The sequence below is a fragment of the Labrenzia sp. THAF191a genome (assembly GCF_009363335.1).
Lineage (GTDB): Bacteria > Pseudomonadota > Alphaproteobacteria > Rhizobiales > Stappiaceae > Roseibium > Roseibium algicola.
Window position 1 is genome coordinate 3,331,505 of sequence record NZ_CP045333.1, and the last position, 14,188, is coordinate 3,345,692.

The window sequence follows — 14,188 nt, forward strand, 5'->3', positions numbered from 1 at the left end:
AAAGGCTGCGGGGTGCAGCCGGAGGGGTGGTTCAGGGCAGCAGCCGGCCGTCGCGTACGGCCTGGTTCAGCAGGTCCTGGGCAAAATCCCAAAGACCCGGGAAGGGAGACAGGCGGGATTCCTTCGTCAGCTTCAACGCTTCGGCGGAAATGGGTTCATGGGTCGGATCGTCCAGGCCGGATGCAAAGACCAGCACCATCGGATGCAGCGCGTCCATCGCGTTGGCGAATTTGGCCTCCGGTGTTTCGTTGGCTTCGAACTCCAGCCAAAGAGCCTTGAAATCCAGGCCCTGCGACGAGGGAAGCAGGGCGAACAGTCGGCTTGCGGCTGCCTGTTCCAGATCCTTGATGCCGGCCCGGTTGTCGTCAGTGACCCAGTGGTCGCCTGCGTCGATCTCGACCAGGTCGTGAACGGCGAGCAGCTTGACGACGTGGTTGATGTCGGTGCCGGCAGGGGCGTGCTCGGCAAGCGTCAGCGTCTGCAGGATCACGTGCCAGCAGTGCTCGGCCGTGGTCTCGCGCCGGGCGCCACCCGTGAGCTGGTTCAGCCGGACGACTTCCTTCAGCTTGTCGGTTTCCAGAAGAAACGCGACCTGCTTTGCCAAAGTGTCGTGCATCAGATCTCGCCCATGGCCCGGCGGAAGCGGGCAACGCTTTCGGCAAAGCCATGGATCAGCGCATCGGCGGTAAAGCCGTGGCCGATCGACATTTCCCGAATGAAGGGGGCGCGCGCCATCAGGGCAGGAATGTTTTCGACGGTCAGATCATGCCCGGCATTGACGCCGAGCCCGCAGGCTTGGGCAGCTTCCGCCGTGGCGACAATCTTGTCGAGTTCCTTTTCGGCGCGTGCCGGGTCATCGTAGCAGGCACCATAGGGGCCGGTGTAGATCTCGATACGCTCTGCCCCAAGCCTGGCAGCGTGTTCGGGGGCAGCCGGGTCCGGATCGCAGAAGAGCGAGACCGTGACTGCCCACTCCTTGGCGGCGGCAATTGCCGTTTCCAGCGCGCCGGTGTCTTTCGAAAAGTCCCAGCCATGGTCCGAGGTGGACTGCTGCGGGTCGTCCGGCACGAACAGGACCTGTTCGGGGCGAGCTTCCTCCACCAGCTTCATGAAATCGGGGGTCGGATAGCCTTCCAGGCACAGTTCCTTGTTCGGGAACCTGTCCTCGATCAGCTCGGACAGCTCGAACACGTCCGTCTTGCGGATATGGCGTTCATCGGGACGAGGATGCACGGTGATGCCCTTGGCGCCGGCTTCCATCGCGATGGCCGCAAGGCCAGTCACGCTCGGCCAGGGCAGATCCCGGCGATTTCGCAACATGGCGATGGCGTTGACATTGACGGAAAGGCGCGAAACGGCAGGCATGATTGATAGTCCGGTGAAAACGGTTCTGATCTGGCTTTAAGAGACTGGGTCAGGTTCGCAAGATTGTGTCAAAAGCCGTTGAAGTCAAACGAGGAATTGTCACTAGAGACAATGTTTTTCAGTGTTGGTTGTTGTCGGCTTTCCCGCGAGTTTGTGTTGGAGGGGCTTCAGCCACCCCTGATATCGCACGAGCCGCCCGAGGCCGGGCAGGGAGATCTCGACGTCGAAGTGGAAGATGCCATCCGGCGCCGTCTCGGCTGTTTCGCTGATCGGCAACAACCAGCGCGGCAAGGGAATGCCAAACAGCTTGCCACTGCGAACGGGATAGGCGAGTGCATCGCCTTTCAGGTTCAGGTGAATGTTGAAAGTCGTTGGTCCGAAACGCTCCTGAACCACGCCGGACCCCAGTGCTCCTGACAGGCTGAGCACGGACCGGAAAGTCTTGCCGCCGAAGTTGCGCTGCCAGATTTCCTTGTCGCCCTGCCGATCGATTGTCACTTTCACCGGAGTTGCATCTGCTTCGGGCGGAAAGCCGACAATACGGCACAGCAACTGGCCGAGCCATGAGGTGCCGCGCGTGACCTCTGCCTCACCGGTCCATTGCCGGCGATCAAACACTGTGTGAAGGGAGCGGATCTCTTCAGGCAAAGCTTTGAAGGTGCTGCTGCCGAGAGCCTGCTGGAACAAGACCGGTGCAGCCTGCTTTGCAACGAAGGTGCGAACGTTCAGATGAGCGGTGGCCTCCTCGACGTCTGTCAGCTTGAATTCTCCAAGGCTCGGCCGCGCTCCGGCTGGAACAACACCCTCAACGAGGTGCTTGCACAAGATAGCGCCCGGGACTGCCGGGATATGGGGCCCGTCGCCGGCTTCCGCAATCAGTGTCCAGCTGGCGGCCAAAGGCTGGCCGTCCTTGCCAAGCCCGGCAAGCCGGACTTCCATGCCGCCGCGGTCGGACCCGAACCGTTCGAACCAGCCCGCGACAGTGCGAAGGAGTGGCGCGGCAGCTTGCAGCGACCTGACAAGGCGAAGACGCACCAGCCAGGAAAGAGCCCAGAGACCCAGATGAAGGAGGGAGAGTTCAAGTCCTGCCCGGAACAGCACTGTTCGGGCGTTGTAGACCTTGGGAAAGAGTGTCAGATCCGGCGCGCCGATGAAACTCGACCAGCGCTTTGAAAGACCGCTGCTGCCTTCAGGGCCGATCCGGCGCCGGGAGAGACCGGACCAGCCGATGACCTTTGTCCATCCGCCATCGCGGTAGACGGAAACGGGCTTGCCGGACTGGGTCAGGATCGCTTCGATGACGGAGAGGCCACGAGGTGCACGATTACCCGGCAGGATGGAGCTTTCGATCAGGTCGACCTGTGAGAACTCATCCCGAAGAGCTTCGACCGCAACCGAAGAGAGAGCCGGTACGCTGGAAACGCCTGAAAGCACGGTCAGTCCGCGCAAGCGTGCCTGCTCGTCGAGCGCGGTAATACCGCTGGTAAACCCGGCATCGTCGGAAAGATCCAGATAATGGCTGCCGGCTGCAAGCGCGGCTTCCGCAACAGCGTAGGGGGCTTGCCGGTAGGCCTGAAACGGACCGGCGGCGTCGACGGTGACGAAAGGCCGAAGGGCGAGAAGGGCAGCAGCGAAATCAGGTGCCGTCCGATCCAGAAAGGCGGCAGTGCCGCCATGCCGGCGACAGAAGGCTTCAGCCTTTCGCTGGCTGCGGCCCGCGACGATGACCTCCAGATGCTCGTGCCTCAGCAGCGCCTCGGCCAGCTTTCCGCCGAAAACGCCATAGCCGCCGAGAACGACGATCCGCTTCCTTCGGGAAAGTTCAGTCAAGGAGCCGTTCCTTCAGCGCCGCCGACGGCAGGGGACAGGTTCGTCTGCCGAACCGATAGCGGTTTTGCGCAATCCTGTCATAAGTCCAGTCCGCGAGCCTGCGCGGCAGAAGATCCAGCACCGTGAGAGCCTTCCAGGGCCAGCCGAGACTTTTCATGGCTGCGGTGAAGGACGCCATTTTGGTGAAGGCCCGGCCGCGGCAGATAACGATGTTGGTTTCCATCTTCTGCGGGTCGAGCCCGTGGTGCCGGTAGAGTGCCTGACCGATGTCCGAGTGGGCGTCGACAAAGCGAAAGCCTGCTGTCCGGTCGTGCCTGGCGACGAACCGGGCAAAGCCGGAGCACAGAACGCAAATGCCATCAAAGACGATCAGGTTGTCCGGCAACTCTGCAAGGGCAGGCGGGACCGGTTTGACGTTGCGTCTGGTATCCATCGTCTTGGGGCTTTCGCGGGCAATGACAGGTTTCCACCTCTCATGTAGGGTTGCAACGCAGGGTTCGGCGAGCCCGCACAAGGTCGCAGTACAGTATTACGACTAGGTTTTCAGGTTCCGCCGTTTCCTCTAAGACTGGGCGCAAGGGGCCCGATTCTTAAGCTTGTTCCGGACTGAAACCGATTTCGGTGTCGATCCGAACGAGAATCAATGCATACATCGAGGTCTCGGATCGAGAAAACTACCAGGTAATCCATGGCCATCTCCAACGCGCTCCTCCTCTTGGCCCAGGCAGCCGTTTATTTCATCGTCATGATGAGCCTTCTGCGGGCTCGTCAGGTGATCGGTATCGGCGTCTTCATGTGCGCGCTCGGTGTGATGCATTTCCTGGAAACATATCTCGCCAGCGTCTTTTACATCGAGTTGCCGTTCGGCATCGTCTCCCCCGGGTCGACAGTGCTCTTTTCCGGCAAGCTTCTGATGATCCTGCTGCTTTACATCCGCGAGGATGCGCTGATCGTCCGCCAGCCGATCTACGGCCTGTTGATCGGCAACTTCCTGATCGTCGCGCTGGTGATGATCCTGCGGAACCACGATACCATCTCGGTCACGGACGGCCGCAATCCGGATTTCGCCTTTATCGATGAAATGGGACTGCTGATGGTCTGGGGCACCATCTTGCTGTTTGTCGACGCGATCGCGATCATCGTGCTTTATGAGCGGATCGGCAATTGGGTCGGGCGGCACCTGGGCCTGCGTTTCCTGATCTGCGGCGCGGCAGTGCTGACTTTCGACCAGGCCGGGTTCTTCCTGGCGCTGCATTATGTTTCCGGTGCGCCCTGGCATGTGTTTGTCGGCGGCTGGGCGGCCAAGATGGTGGCGACGCTGGTCTATACGGCGCTGTTCATCCTCTACCTGAAGTATTTCGACAACGAGAGCAGCTGGCTCACCAACAGGTCCTTCAAGGACGTGTTTCAGGTGCTGACCTACCGGGAGCGCTATCACAAGCTTCTGGAAGCTTCCATTCGCGATCACCTGACCGGCACGCTTCACCGCAGCCAGTACGACCAGAATGCGCCCAAGATCCTCGCCAAGAACCTGCAGGAAAACCGGCCCATGTCCCTGCTCGTGATCGACATCGATCACTTCAAGCAGGTGAACGACCGGCATGGCCATCAGGCCGGTGACGAGATCCTGAAGATGGTTGCCCGGCTTCTGGCCGACAACCTGCGTTCCGACGATCACCTCTACAGGGTCGGCGGCGAAGAGTTCGTGCTTCTGTGCGAGAAACTGCCGGTGGAAGGCGCGACCTCCATGGCCGAGCGGCTGCGCAAGGCGATCGAGCGTTTCAGCAAGATCTATCTTCCGGAAAAGGTGACGGTCAGCATCGGTCTGGCCAGTGCGCCGCAGGACGGCGAGACCATGGAGGCCCTGTTCAGGCAGGCAGACCTTCGGCTTTATGAAGCCAAGAAACAGGGGCGCAACCGGGTCTTCAGCCCGGTCACTGTTGATTAGACCTTCTGTGGCACCCGCGATCGTTCGGTTGAGTGACGGGTCGGACAGCTGCGCCGAAAAAGAAAAAGCCCTGGAACCGGTCCAGGGCTTTTGTCGTTTCTGAAGGCCGGGACGATCAGACCCGGTTAAGCAGCCTTGCCCGGATGGTGTTGGGCAGGGTGCGGATCTCTTCCAGAATGCTGACCGGATCTTCCACCGGGCTGTCGACATCCAGAACAACGTAGCCGATGTCCAGATGGGACTGCATGTACTGGGCACAGATGTTGAGGTTGTGCCGGGTGAAGAGGTCGTTCAGCGTGCGCATGGCACCGGGAGCATTGTGGTGCACCTGGATGAAACGCGTGGCCGACGTGCCCTTGGGCAGTTGAACCTGCGGGAACGAGACGGCGCCGATGGTGGACCCGACATCGGAGTATTCCACCAGTCGCTTGGAGACTTCCTCGCCGATCCGGTCCTGGGCTTCTTCCGTCGAACCACCCACGTGCGGGGTCAGGATGACGTTGTCGAGGCCGCGCAGCGGCGACAGGAATTCGTCCTTGTTGGACTTCGGCTCGACCGGGAAGACGTCGATGGCAGCACCCGCCAGGTGACCGGACTTCAGCGCGGCGGCCAGAGCGTCGATATCGACAACCTTGCCGCGGGCGTTGTTGATCAGGAACGCGCCCTTCTTCATCTTAGAAATCTGGTCAGCACCGAACATGTCGCGCGTTTCCGGCGTATCGGGAACATGCAGGGACACGACATCGGATTCAGCCAGCAGGCCATCGAGGCTTTCGGAGGGCATCACGTTGCCGTGCTGCAGCTTGTCGACGAGATCGAAGTAGATCACCCGCAAGCCCATGGCTTCGGCCAGGTTCGACAATTGCGTGCCGATATTGCCGTAGCCGACGATACCAAGTGTCTTGCCGCGAACTTCGTGGGAACCGGCAGCGCTTTTCATCCAGCGGCCTTCGTGGGCAGCGGTGGATTTCGGGAAGACGCCGCGCATCAGCATGACGATTTCGGCAACGGTCAGTTCGGCCACGGATCTCGTGTTGGAGAAGGGGGCATTGAACACCGGGATACCGCGCGTAAGCGCGCCCTTGAGGTCGACCTGGTTGGTGCCGACGGAGAAGCAGCCGACGGCAACCAGGCTCTTGGCCGCTTCCAGAACCTCTTCGGTTACCTGGGTGCGGGAGCGGATGCCGAGCATCTGGACGCCCTGCAGCTTGTCGATCAACGCGTCCTTTTCCAGGGCTCCGGACAGGACTTCAACGTTTGTATAACCGTGTTTTTCAAGAACCGCGCGCGCGGTCGGCGAAATGCCTTCCAGCAGCAGCCAGCGGATCTGGTTTTTCGGCCGGGAGAGACCGTGAATCATGGCGAAATGCCTTTTGGTCTGATTGGTTTGAATCGCGCCGGATCGGCGCTAACAGCGCGCGTGTCGTATACGCGCTCGTTCACGTCGCGTCTAGGGCGCCGTTTTGATGGAACGCAAGCCGACACCGCGCGTTTTGTCACCCCGGTGTTTGTGAAAGCGGTTGCTGACGGACGACAGCCTGTGCCAATAAGCGGCGGGGGCGCGTTACGGCCGGATCTCCAACCGGCTGCTTGAATAAAATCCAACACCAAGCGAGAGCAGGGACCCCGATCCATGTTGAAATTGAGCGGGCCTCAATTCGATTACGAGCCATATCCCGTTTGCTATGTAACAGATGTATTGCCGCCGGAAATGTACCGGTCACTCGTCGAGAGCTATCCTGACAAGGATCTGTTCAAATACATGCCAAACCTCGGACACAAATATTCTCTGTCCGATATCAATAACCCGGATAACTACTACAAGTTCCTGTCGGAGACACCTGGCTGGAAAGCGTTTTACGATTATGTGAAATCCGAGAACTTCATAGACAACGTGCTGGATATGTTGACCGCCAACAATATCGACCTGGGCCTGCGCCGGCTCAAGGTGATTGCGAAGGATGGGCAGCGGAAGGCCAGCCTGCTGAGTCGCCTTCGTCGCCAGACCGAGATCAGTGCCCGGTTCGAGTTCTCGATGATGCCGGCAAACGGCGGTCAGATCCTGCCGCATACCGACGCTCCGCATAAATTGATCACGCTGGTTCTGTCCATGATGGAGCCTGGAAGCTGGGATCACGCATGGGGTGGCGGCACGGCGGTGTGCCTTCCCAAGGACCGGACGAAGGTCTTCAACCACATCAACAAGGCGATGCCTCTCGAGGATGTAGATACGCTGAAGACATTCCCGTTTGAGGAAAACCAGTGTGTCCTGTTCGTGAAGACCTACAATTCCTGGCACCACGTCGCGCCGATGAGCGGACCGGACGATGCCCCCTTGCGCAAGACGCTGACGATCAATATCGAGAGCAAGCTTTAGGGAAGGCGAGGCCTGTGGAAATGCCGCAGGCCTCTCGGTATTGCGGTGCTGTTGCGCCCAATTCAGACGAGGCTGTGCAGATCCCTCAAGCGCAGGGCAATGGCTCGCACCGTGTCGTCGTCATATCCGAGGCCAAGGTCGTTGCGCATGAAACGGCCAAGGTCTTCCGCTTCCTCGATCAGCCACTCCCGCTTGTTGCCACCACCGACAAACCGTGCCCGGCCGTCCAGAAAGCTGATGAAACCCCTATCCGTCAGCCGGTAGAATTTCATGCTGCCCGCAAAGGACTGCCTGGGCGAGGCGGCGCACAGGAAATTGGCGGCTTCAATGTCGACAGAGCGGACGTCTACCCGGTCAAATCCGTAGAGCGCGAACCAACCCTCCTCAGTCTGTCGTTCCAGTACGTGCTCTTCTGACACAGCTTCAAAGCGGATCCTGTAGACCTGGTCGCGGATCTGCTGGCGTTCCTCTGAAATGCGCACAGGCTCGGCTGGAGCCTGGCCGCCGAACCCGGCATCGACCAGCCATTCGCTGCCATCACACGTCACGACATGGGCAAGGTGTGAGCGTGCTCCACCCTCCGCCGCCCCCATGCGAACCCGGGCAAGCACCTGCCGGGAGGAAAAACCGATGGCTGCCAGTGCGTCACCCAGCAGAGAGTTCAGCTCGAAACAGTAACCGCCGCAACGGTGTTGAACGAGCTTTTGCCAGAGGCTGTCCCGGCCAAGCTCCGGAACCTTGCCAAGAAAAGGCATAACGTTTTCGAACGGGATTGCGCTGATCTGGGCTGCCTGCAGGGCCCGCAAGCCATCCAGGGTGGCCGGGCACGTCTGCAGGCCAATTCGCTCAAGATAGAAATTAAGATCGAAGGGCATGGGCAGGCTCTGTCCGGTTTCGAGGTGTCCGCTGCATGTAGGCAAGTCTTCGGCTGTTGCCAAGGAACACGGCGGCGGGAGTTCGCCTGGCCTGCTGTGTGCTGCCTCAACATGCGCAGGAAAACAAAAAAGGCCCGCCGCACGGGATGCGACGGGCCTTGCGATCAGAAAGCGACCCCTTAAAGGCCTTCCGGTCCGCGCTGAACGGCAGCAACGCCGGTGCGGGAGACTTCGACCAGACCGAGCGGTTTCATGATGGAGATGAACTGCTCGATCTTGGAGGTCCGGCCGGTGATCTCGAAGACGAAATGTTCCGTCGTCGCGTCGATCACGGTGGTGCGAAAGGCATCTGCAAGGCGCAAGGCCTCCAGGCGCTTTTCACCGGTGCCTGCCACCTTCACCAGGGCGAGCTCACGTTCCAGCGGCTTGTCCTGGTTGGTGCGTTTGGCGCGAACGGTCAGGTCGGTCACCCGGTGCACCGGCACCAGCCGGTCGAGCTGGTGGCGGATCTGCTCGATGATCATCGGGGTACCGGTGGTCACGATGGTGATGCGGGACAGGTGTTTCTCGTGTTCGGTTTCCGACACGGTCAGGCTGTCGATGTTGTAGCCACGGCCGGAGAACAGGCCGATCACGCGGGCGAGGACACCCGGCTCGTTGTCCACGAGCAGCGATAGGGTGTGGGTTTCGATTTCGTTGCTGACTTCGGCCAGGAAATAGGCGGAAGGCGCATCAACATTCTGTGCGTTCATTTTCTTAAAGTCCTTTTGCCTATTTCACCTTAAACGAGCGACTTGCCTTCGGCGCTGATGGCGTTGGCAACCGCTTCGTCGTTGGCTTCGTCCGGCAGCAGCATTTCGTTGTGAGCCTTGCCCGAGGGGATCATCGGGAAACAGTTGGTCAGATTGGCTACGCGGCAGTCGAACAGGACAGGCTTGTCGACGGCAATCATTTCCTCGATTGCCCCGTCCAGATCACCCGGCTTTTCGACCCGGAACCCAACCCCGCCATAGGCCTCGGCCAGCTTGACGAAGTCCGGCAGGCTGTCGGTGTAGGAATGGGACAAGCGGTTGCCGTGCAGCAGCTGCTGCCACTGGCGCACCATGCCCATGTACTGGTTGTTGAGGATGAACACCTTGACCGGCAGGCCGAACTGAACGGCAGTCGACATTTCCTGGATGTTCATCAGGATCGATGCATCGCCGGCAATGTCCACGCACAGCGCGTCGCGGTGGGCCACCTGCGCACCGATGGCAGCCGGCAGGCCGTAGCCCATGGTGCCGAGGCCGCCGGAGGTGAGCCAGTGGTTCGGCTCCTCGAAGCCGTAGAACTGGGCCGCCCACATCTGGTGCTGGCCGACTTCGGTGGAAATGAAGGTCTTGCGGTGCTTGGTCAGTTCATAGAGCCGCTGGATCGCATATTGCGGCATGATGACGTCGCTGTTCGGCTTGTAGGCCAGCGAGTTGCGTGCCCGCCACTGATCGATCTGCGTCCACCAGTCCTTCATGGCCTTGGCATCGGATTTCAGCGAAGAAGATCGCCAGATCCGCACCAGGTCTTCCAGCACGTGGGCGACATCGCCGATGATCGGCAGGTCGACATTGATCGTCTTGTTGATGGAGGACGGATCGATGTCGATATGAATCTTCTTGGAGTTCGGCGAGAAGGCATCGGTCCGGCCGGTGATACGGTCGTCGAAGCGGGCTCCGATGCAGATCATCACATCGCAGTCGTGCATGGTCATGTTGGCTTCGTAGGTGCCATGCATGCCCAGCATGCCGAGCCAGTTGTCTCCGGACGCCGGATAGGCGCCGAGTCCCATCAGGGTTGAGGTGATCGGGAAGCCGGTCAGCGACACCAGTTCGCGCAGCAACTGGCAGGCCTGCGGGCCGGAGTTGATCACGCCGCCGCCTGTATAGAGAACCGGTTTCTTGGCGTTCGCCATCAATTCGGCGGCCATGCGGATGCTGGAGGCATCGCCCTTCAGCTGCGGACGGTAGCTCTTGTGCGCGGCAGCCGGGTTCGGCGTCGGGCCCTGGTAAGTGCCGGTCGCGAACTGAACGTCCTTCGGAATGTCGACGACAACCGGGCCCGGACGGCCGGAAGTGGCGACGTAGAAGGCTTCATGCAGGATGCGCGGCAGGTCGTCGACATCGCGAACCAGCCAGTTGTGCTTTGTGCAGGGGCGGGTGATGCCGACCGTGTCGCACTCCTGGAAGGCATCGTTGCCGATCAGATGGGTCGGTACCTGGCCGGAAATGCAGACAAGCGGAATGGAATCCAGCATGGCGTCGGTCAGGGCAGTCACCATGTTGGTGGCGCCTGGACCGGAGGTGACCAGGGCAACACCCGGTTTGCCGGTGGAGCGGGCATAGCCTTCGGCGGCATGGCCTGCGCCCTGTTCGTGCCGTACGAGAATATGCTCCAGACCTTCCTGCTGAATGATCTCGTCGTAAATGGGAAGCACAGCACCGCCCGGGTAGCCGAAGATCGTGTCAACTCCCTGGTCTTTCAGCGCCTGGATGACCATTTCGGCGCCGGTCATTTCCCGTGTCATTCGTTTCGTCCTTGCATTCTCGCCTGTGGATCAGGCTTTGGCTCACATAACTGTTTGTTCTTCTGTCAATCCTGCCCGATCGGGCGCGGACTGATACAACACTGTCTGTCTGGCCTGACGCATGCGGCGTCAAAGATCCGGGCAGTGGTGGAAAATGCGTGGTCAGGAGGCGGGTACAAAAAAAGGCCCCTTTGGGAGCCTTGGTCGCGCGCCATCCTGTCCGTACGGGGTTATCCCGCCGCGGAGGCGCGCTTTCCTACTACTACTAGAATGAGCGACATTGCCATGTCGTCCCGGTCCTTTGATGCTGCAGGCCGTCTGGCCCGGTTCGACGTCGTTGTGGAACTCCCGGAACCGGGTTTGTCCCGCCAACCTGAGGCAAGCCGATATGACAACGACTTCAACAAGCTGGCCCAAGCCCGTCACGTCTGCCCCGGTCTTGATGCGCCGCACCCTAGTCAGGCGGATAAAACCGGTCAAGCCTTAATTTCGAAAATTGCGCAAAAGATCGAAGATGTTTCTGAAAGTTGCCTTTCGGGCGGCGTTAACGAGCTTTCCTTCCGGCGTCTGCGGATTTTCTCCGGGTTGCATTCCCCGCAGACCGGCCATGATAAAAAATTGTCATAAAAACCGTTGCGCCAAATCGGATCGCACTATATACAACCGCCATCCGACGTGCCGCGCGGTTCTCGCGGCCCTGTCGCTTTGGGTGTGTAGCTCAGTTGGTAGAGCAGCTGACTCTTAATCAGCGGGTCTGGGGTTCGAGCCCCCACTCACCCACCATCAACCTTCCTTTGAAATTGCTGAAGAAATTGCGGTAAAGCGCAATTCTTGCGCTGTGAACGTGGCGTGAACATACGAACCCGTACGAATGCCGTGCGAATTCGTACGGTCTGTTCTGTTCCTGTTCCGTCCGAAATATCACACGGCATCGATAGCCTCCCGGGCGTCTGCAAGCTTCTGTTCTATTTGACGTGACAATCTCAGGAGCCCCTGGCGGGCGTCGTTCCAATCATCCTGTTCGGCTGTCTCGGTGATAATCCGGACCAGTCTGGCCAGATCCTGCGCCACCTCGAGGTGCCGGTCGGCGATGTGTGGCGGCGCTTGAGAAACTCCCATATTCTATCTGCCTCCCCGGCTGATTGAAATCTGCAATTAACATTAATTATGTCAATTTAACATCTGAAATGTAAATCGCAATCAGGGCATGCGGTATCGGCAAAAATAGCTACACTGCAACCGGATTTGCATTAGGGAACTTGAAATGGAAGACGGGAGCATCGATGTCCTCCGCATGGCTGGGGCAATAACCTCGCTGGAGCGGCAGATCAGGCAATGCGGTGTCGCGGAAGTCAGGATGTCACAAGACGTCGATCAGCTTGCCAAGGCGGAGACCGAGTGTGGCAAGACCAGTGTCGGTGAGCATCTGAGAAAATCCATCAATACGCTGCCACCCGGCCGGGTTCACTGGATCGGGGCTTTTGACGAAAACGGCAAATGCGTAGCGACGTGCGCCAGCCGGTTCGATGATATTTCCGGCTGGAGCTTGCAGCGCTTCATGCACGAATTCTGGACGCGGTCGTTTCCCGGCGAAGACGGCCAGCCGGCAAAGCTGGCGCCGCATGCCTGCAACTTCGCTGCTCGCTATACGGGATCGTTCGCCTATATCGGCGAGGGGGCCGTACGCAAGAGCCATCGGGGACGGAACCTGCTCGGCCTAGTCCAGAGGACTCTGATTCTGTCCGTTTGGTTTCTGTGGCGACCGTCGCTAATCTACGGCTACATGCGGCCGCCAATGATTGATGCGGGATACGATCTGAACTGGGGCTATACAATCCGTGTCAGGCACGCGCATGACTGGGAAAATCCGCCGCTACAAAAGGACCTGCTTGACCTCGTTTTCGTTGCTGTTGGCGTGGAAGGCATACACCGTCTGGTTTCCCAGGAGCAACTGGCAGATCCGTTCCGGCTGGAAAAGAATAGCAGCCTAGAAAAGGCGCTCCCTGCATCGTCTCAAGAGGCACAATAACCCGGTGGTAGCGCAAATGAATGGACCGGCCCTGTGCGTGCAGCGTCGTTGACACCAGGTCGAACACCGGGCGGCGCTGCAGGATGGCCACCCGGTAGGCCTCGCTGATCAGACAGCGATAGTCAGTGTCCATCGTGCCCGTTTCCGGGTGTCTGGCCCAGCCGTCTCCCAGGATGCGGCTGGCCAGGGCGTCGTTGCCGGCAAACAGGATCTCCGGTGCATCGTGCTGATTGTAATTCCCGTTGAGCATGATCAGTCTCCGCGACAGAGGCAGGAGACTGTCATTCAGCAGCCCGTTTGACCGCCGCCAGCATTCGATCAACTGCCGGGCCTCGTCGTTGGCGAAGCCGCTGTCGACAGCCGACACGTCGAGTGTGAACACACCCTCGGTCATTGCTTCAAAAGCTGCTGCGACATGATCGCTGTCAGGACCAGGTCAATGTCATCAATGAAGCATTGTGCCTCGTGAGGGTGCATCAGCAGGATCTCCTGGTGGCCTGAACGTTTCAGGCAGACCATTTTTGCGAACGTCATAACGTCGTGGCGTTCGCAGACCTGCAGGATATTGCGCACCTGCTCGTCCAGAGATAGAGCAGCGCTGCCTTCAAAAAGACTTTTGAAGAGGTCCTCTTTAGTTCCGTTTTTCAAAGTCATGGGAAGAAAAATATCCAGAATTGCCGAAAGTGAAAAATCTAACGCTAGGTTGTGAAATGGGCGTGATACCGCTGGTCTAGTCGCGGTTGTATTTCTATTCGGCACGGCCTTTCAGGATCATCTTGTAGATTAGACTGACCACTTCGGCGAAGACTTCCTTGTCGCCACGGCCACTAAGTGCGCTGTATTCTGCATCGCGCGCGATGCGGTATGCCTGCAAGTACGCCTCCGGATCCTCGATCCCAGGAAGGCGCTGAAGCATGGCCTCGGCCGTTTCCGCCTCGACCTGGGTGGACGCGTTGCCTTCCCCAGTCAGAAGCCATGCCGGGGAAACCGAAAACTGCATACTGTAAATGGTCGCGCTTTGCAGGCTGAGCGGGTTCTGGCCATTTTCGTGCGCGATATAGGTTGACACCGCAATGCCCATGTCCTTTGCGGCTGCGGAGGCAGATCGGTAGCCCGCTTTCTTGCGGGCTGCTTTCAATCTTTCATTCGGCGTCATTGCGACAGTTATAGGCAGGTTTTACCCCACGGGAAAAGGGGTGTCGATGCT

General features: G+C 59.4%; 16 protein-coding genes and 1 tRNA gene. 4 read left to right on the top strand and 13 right to left on the bottom strand.

Annotation, left to right across the window (positions count from 1 at the left end; translation table 11 throughout):
- Positions 1-31 precede the first annotated feature (31 nt).
- From FIV05_RS15275 to FIV05_RS15290, 4 genes are all read right to left on the bottom strand, one after another.
- Positions 32-616 (bottom strand): HD domain-containing protein, encoded by a 585-nt coding sequence (locus FIV05_RS15275; protein WP_152510144.1) that lies wholly within the window; start codon positions 614-616, stop codon positions 32-34.
- On the bottom strand, positions 616-1,365 hold the full coding sequence (locus FIV05_RS15280; protein ID WP_152510145.1) for a pyridoxine 5'-phosphate synthase: 750 nt from the start codon (positions 1,363-1,365) through the stop codon (positions 616-618). Before FIV05_RS15280 ends, FIV05_RS15275 begins: the two co-directional genes overlap by 1 nt.
- A gap of 102 nt (positions 1,366-1,467) precedes the next feature.
- Positions 1,468-3,195 carry an SDR family oxidoreductase gene (locus FIV05_RS15285; RefSeq protein ID WP_152510146.1) on the bottom strand — a complete coding sequence of 576 codons (1,728 nt, stop codon included), beginning with the start codon at positions 3,193-3,195 and terminating at the stop codon, positions 1,468-1,470.
- Positions 3,188-3,628: a DCC1-like thiol-disulfide oxidoreductase family protein gene (locus FIV05_RS15290; RefSeq protein ID WP_152510147.1), complete on the bottom strand. Its 441-nt coding sequence runs from the start codon at positions 3,626-3,628 to the stop codon at positions 3,188-3,190. Before FIV05_RS15290 ends, FIV05_RS15285 begins: the two co-directional genes overlap by 8 nt.
- 255 nt (positions 3,629-3,883) lie before the next feature.
- Here FIV05_RS15290 and FIV05_RS15295 point away from each other — a divergent pair, with 255 nt between their 5' ends.
- Positions 3,884-5,143, top strand: coding sequence for a GGDEF domain-containing protein (locus tag FIV05_RS15295; RefSeq protein ID WP_152510148.1), 1,260 nt, complete (start codon positions 3,884-3,886; stop codon positions 5,141-5,143).
- Between the two features lie 115 nt (positions 5,144-5,258).
- On the opposite strand, the gene serA is transcribed toward FIV05_RS15295, so the two are convergent.
- Positions 5,259-6,503: a phosphoglycerate dehydrogenase gene (serA, locus tag FIV05_RS15300; protein WP_023000587.1), complete on the bottom strand. Its 1,245-nt coding sequence runs from the start codon at positions 6,501-6,503 to the stop codon at positions 5,259-5,261.
- Positions 6,504-6,776: 273 nt separating this feature from the next.
- Between serA and FIV05_RS15305 the strand changes: the two genes are divergently transcribed.
- Positions 6,777-7,520 (top strand): hypothetical protein, encoded by a 744-nt coding sequence (locus FIV05_RS15305; RefSeq protein WP_152510149.1) that lies wholly within the window; start codon positions 6,777-6,779, stop codon positions 7,518-7,520.
- Positions 7,521-7,582: 62 nt separating this feature from the next.
- Here the strand turns inward: FIV05_RS15305 and FIV05_RS15310 are convergent, their stop codons facing one another.
- The 3 genes from FIV05_RS15310 to FIV05_RS15320 all read right to left on the bottom strand — a co-directional run bounded on the left by FIV05_RS15310 (position 7,583) and on the right by FIV05_RS15320 (position 10,952).
- Positions 7,583-8,395, bottom strand: coding sequence for an arylamine N-acetyltransferase (locus FIV05_RS15310; RefSeq protein ID WP_152510150.1), 813 nt, complete (start codon positions 8,393-8,395; stop codon positions 7,583-7,585).
- 179 nt (positions 8,396-8,574) lie between these two features.
- On the bottom strand, positions 8,575-9,147 hold the full coding sequence (gene ilvN, locus FIV05_RS15315) for an acetolactate synthase small subunit (RefSeq protein ID WP_023000590.1): 573 nt from the start codon (positions 9,145-9,147) through the stop codon (positions 8,575-8,577).
- A 29-nt stretch (positions 9,148-9,176) separates the two neighbouring features.
- Positions 9,177-10,952, bottom strand: coding sequence for an acetolactate synthase 3 large subunit (locus FIV05_RS15320; protein ID WP_055655364.1), 1,776 nt, complete (start codon positions 10,950-10,952; stop codon positions 9,177-9,179).
- Between the two features lie 270 nt (positions 10,953-11,222).
- Here FIV05_RS15320 and FIV05_RS15325 point away from each other — a divergent pair, with 270 nt between their 5' ends.
- Together FIV05_RS15325 and FIV05_RS15330 are read left to right on the top strand one after the other, a co-directional pair.
- Complete coding sequence (locus FIV05_RS15325; protein ID WP_152510151.1) at positions 11,223-11,579, top strand: hypothetical protein; 357 nt, start codon at positions 11,223-11,225, stop codon at positions 11,577-11,579.
- 80 nt (positions 11,580-11,659) lie between these two features.
- Positions 11,660-11,735, top strand: a tRNA-Lys gene (locus FIV05_RS15330).
- A 138-nt stretch (positions 11,736-11,873) separates the two neighbouring features.
- On the opposite strand, the gene FIV05_RS15335 is transcribed toward FIV05_RS15330, so the two are convergent.
- From FIV05_RS15335 to FIV05_RS15355, 5 genes are all read right to left on the bottom strand, one after another.
- Complete coding sequence (locus tag FIV05_RS15335) at positions 11,874-12,071, bottom strand: hypothetical protein (protein ID WP_152510152.1); 198 nt, start codon at positions 12,069-12,071, stop codon at positions 11,874-11,876.
- 241 nt (positions 12,072-12,312) lie between these two features.
- The gene (locus FIV05_RS15340) at positions 12,313-12,576 is read right to left on the bottom strand and encodes a hypothetical protein (RefSeq protein ID WP_152510153.1); all 264 of its coding nucleotides are present in this window, start codon (positions 12,574-12,576) and stop codon (positions 12,313-12,315) included.
- Positions 12,577-12,793: 217 nt separating this feature from the next.
- Complete coding sequence (locus FIV05_RS15345) at positions 12,794-13,375, bottom strand: hypothetical protein (RefSeq protein ID WP_152510154.1); 582 nt, start codon at positions 13,373-13,375, stop codon at positions 12,794-12,796.
- Positions 13,372-13,635: a hypothetical protein gene (locus FIV05_RS15350; RefSeq protein ID WP_152510155.1), complete on the bottom strand. Its 264-nt coding sequence runs from the start codon at positions 13,633-13,635 to the stop codon at positions 13,372-13,374. Before FIV05_RS15350 ends, FIV05_RS15345 begins: the two co-directional genes overlap by 4 nt.
- Positions 13,636-13,729: 94 nt before the next feature.
- A complete protein-coding gene (locus FIV05_RS15355; protein WP_152510156.1) occupies positions 13,730-14,137 on the bottom strand; it encodes a helix-turn-helix transcriptional regulator in 408 nt (135 codons plus the stop codon).
- Positions 14,138-14,188: the final 51 nt, after the last annotated feature.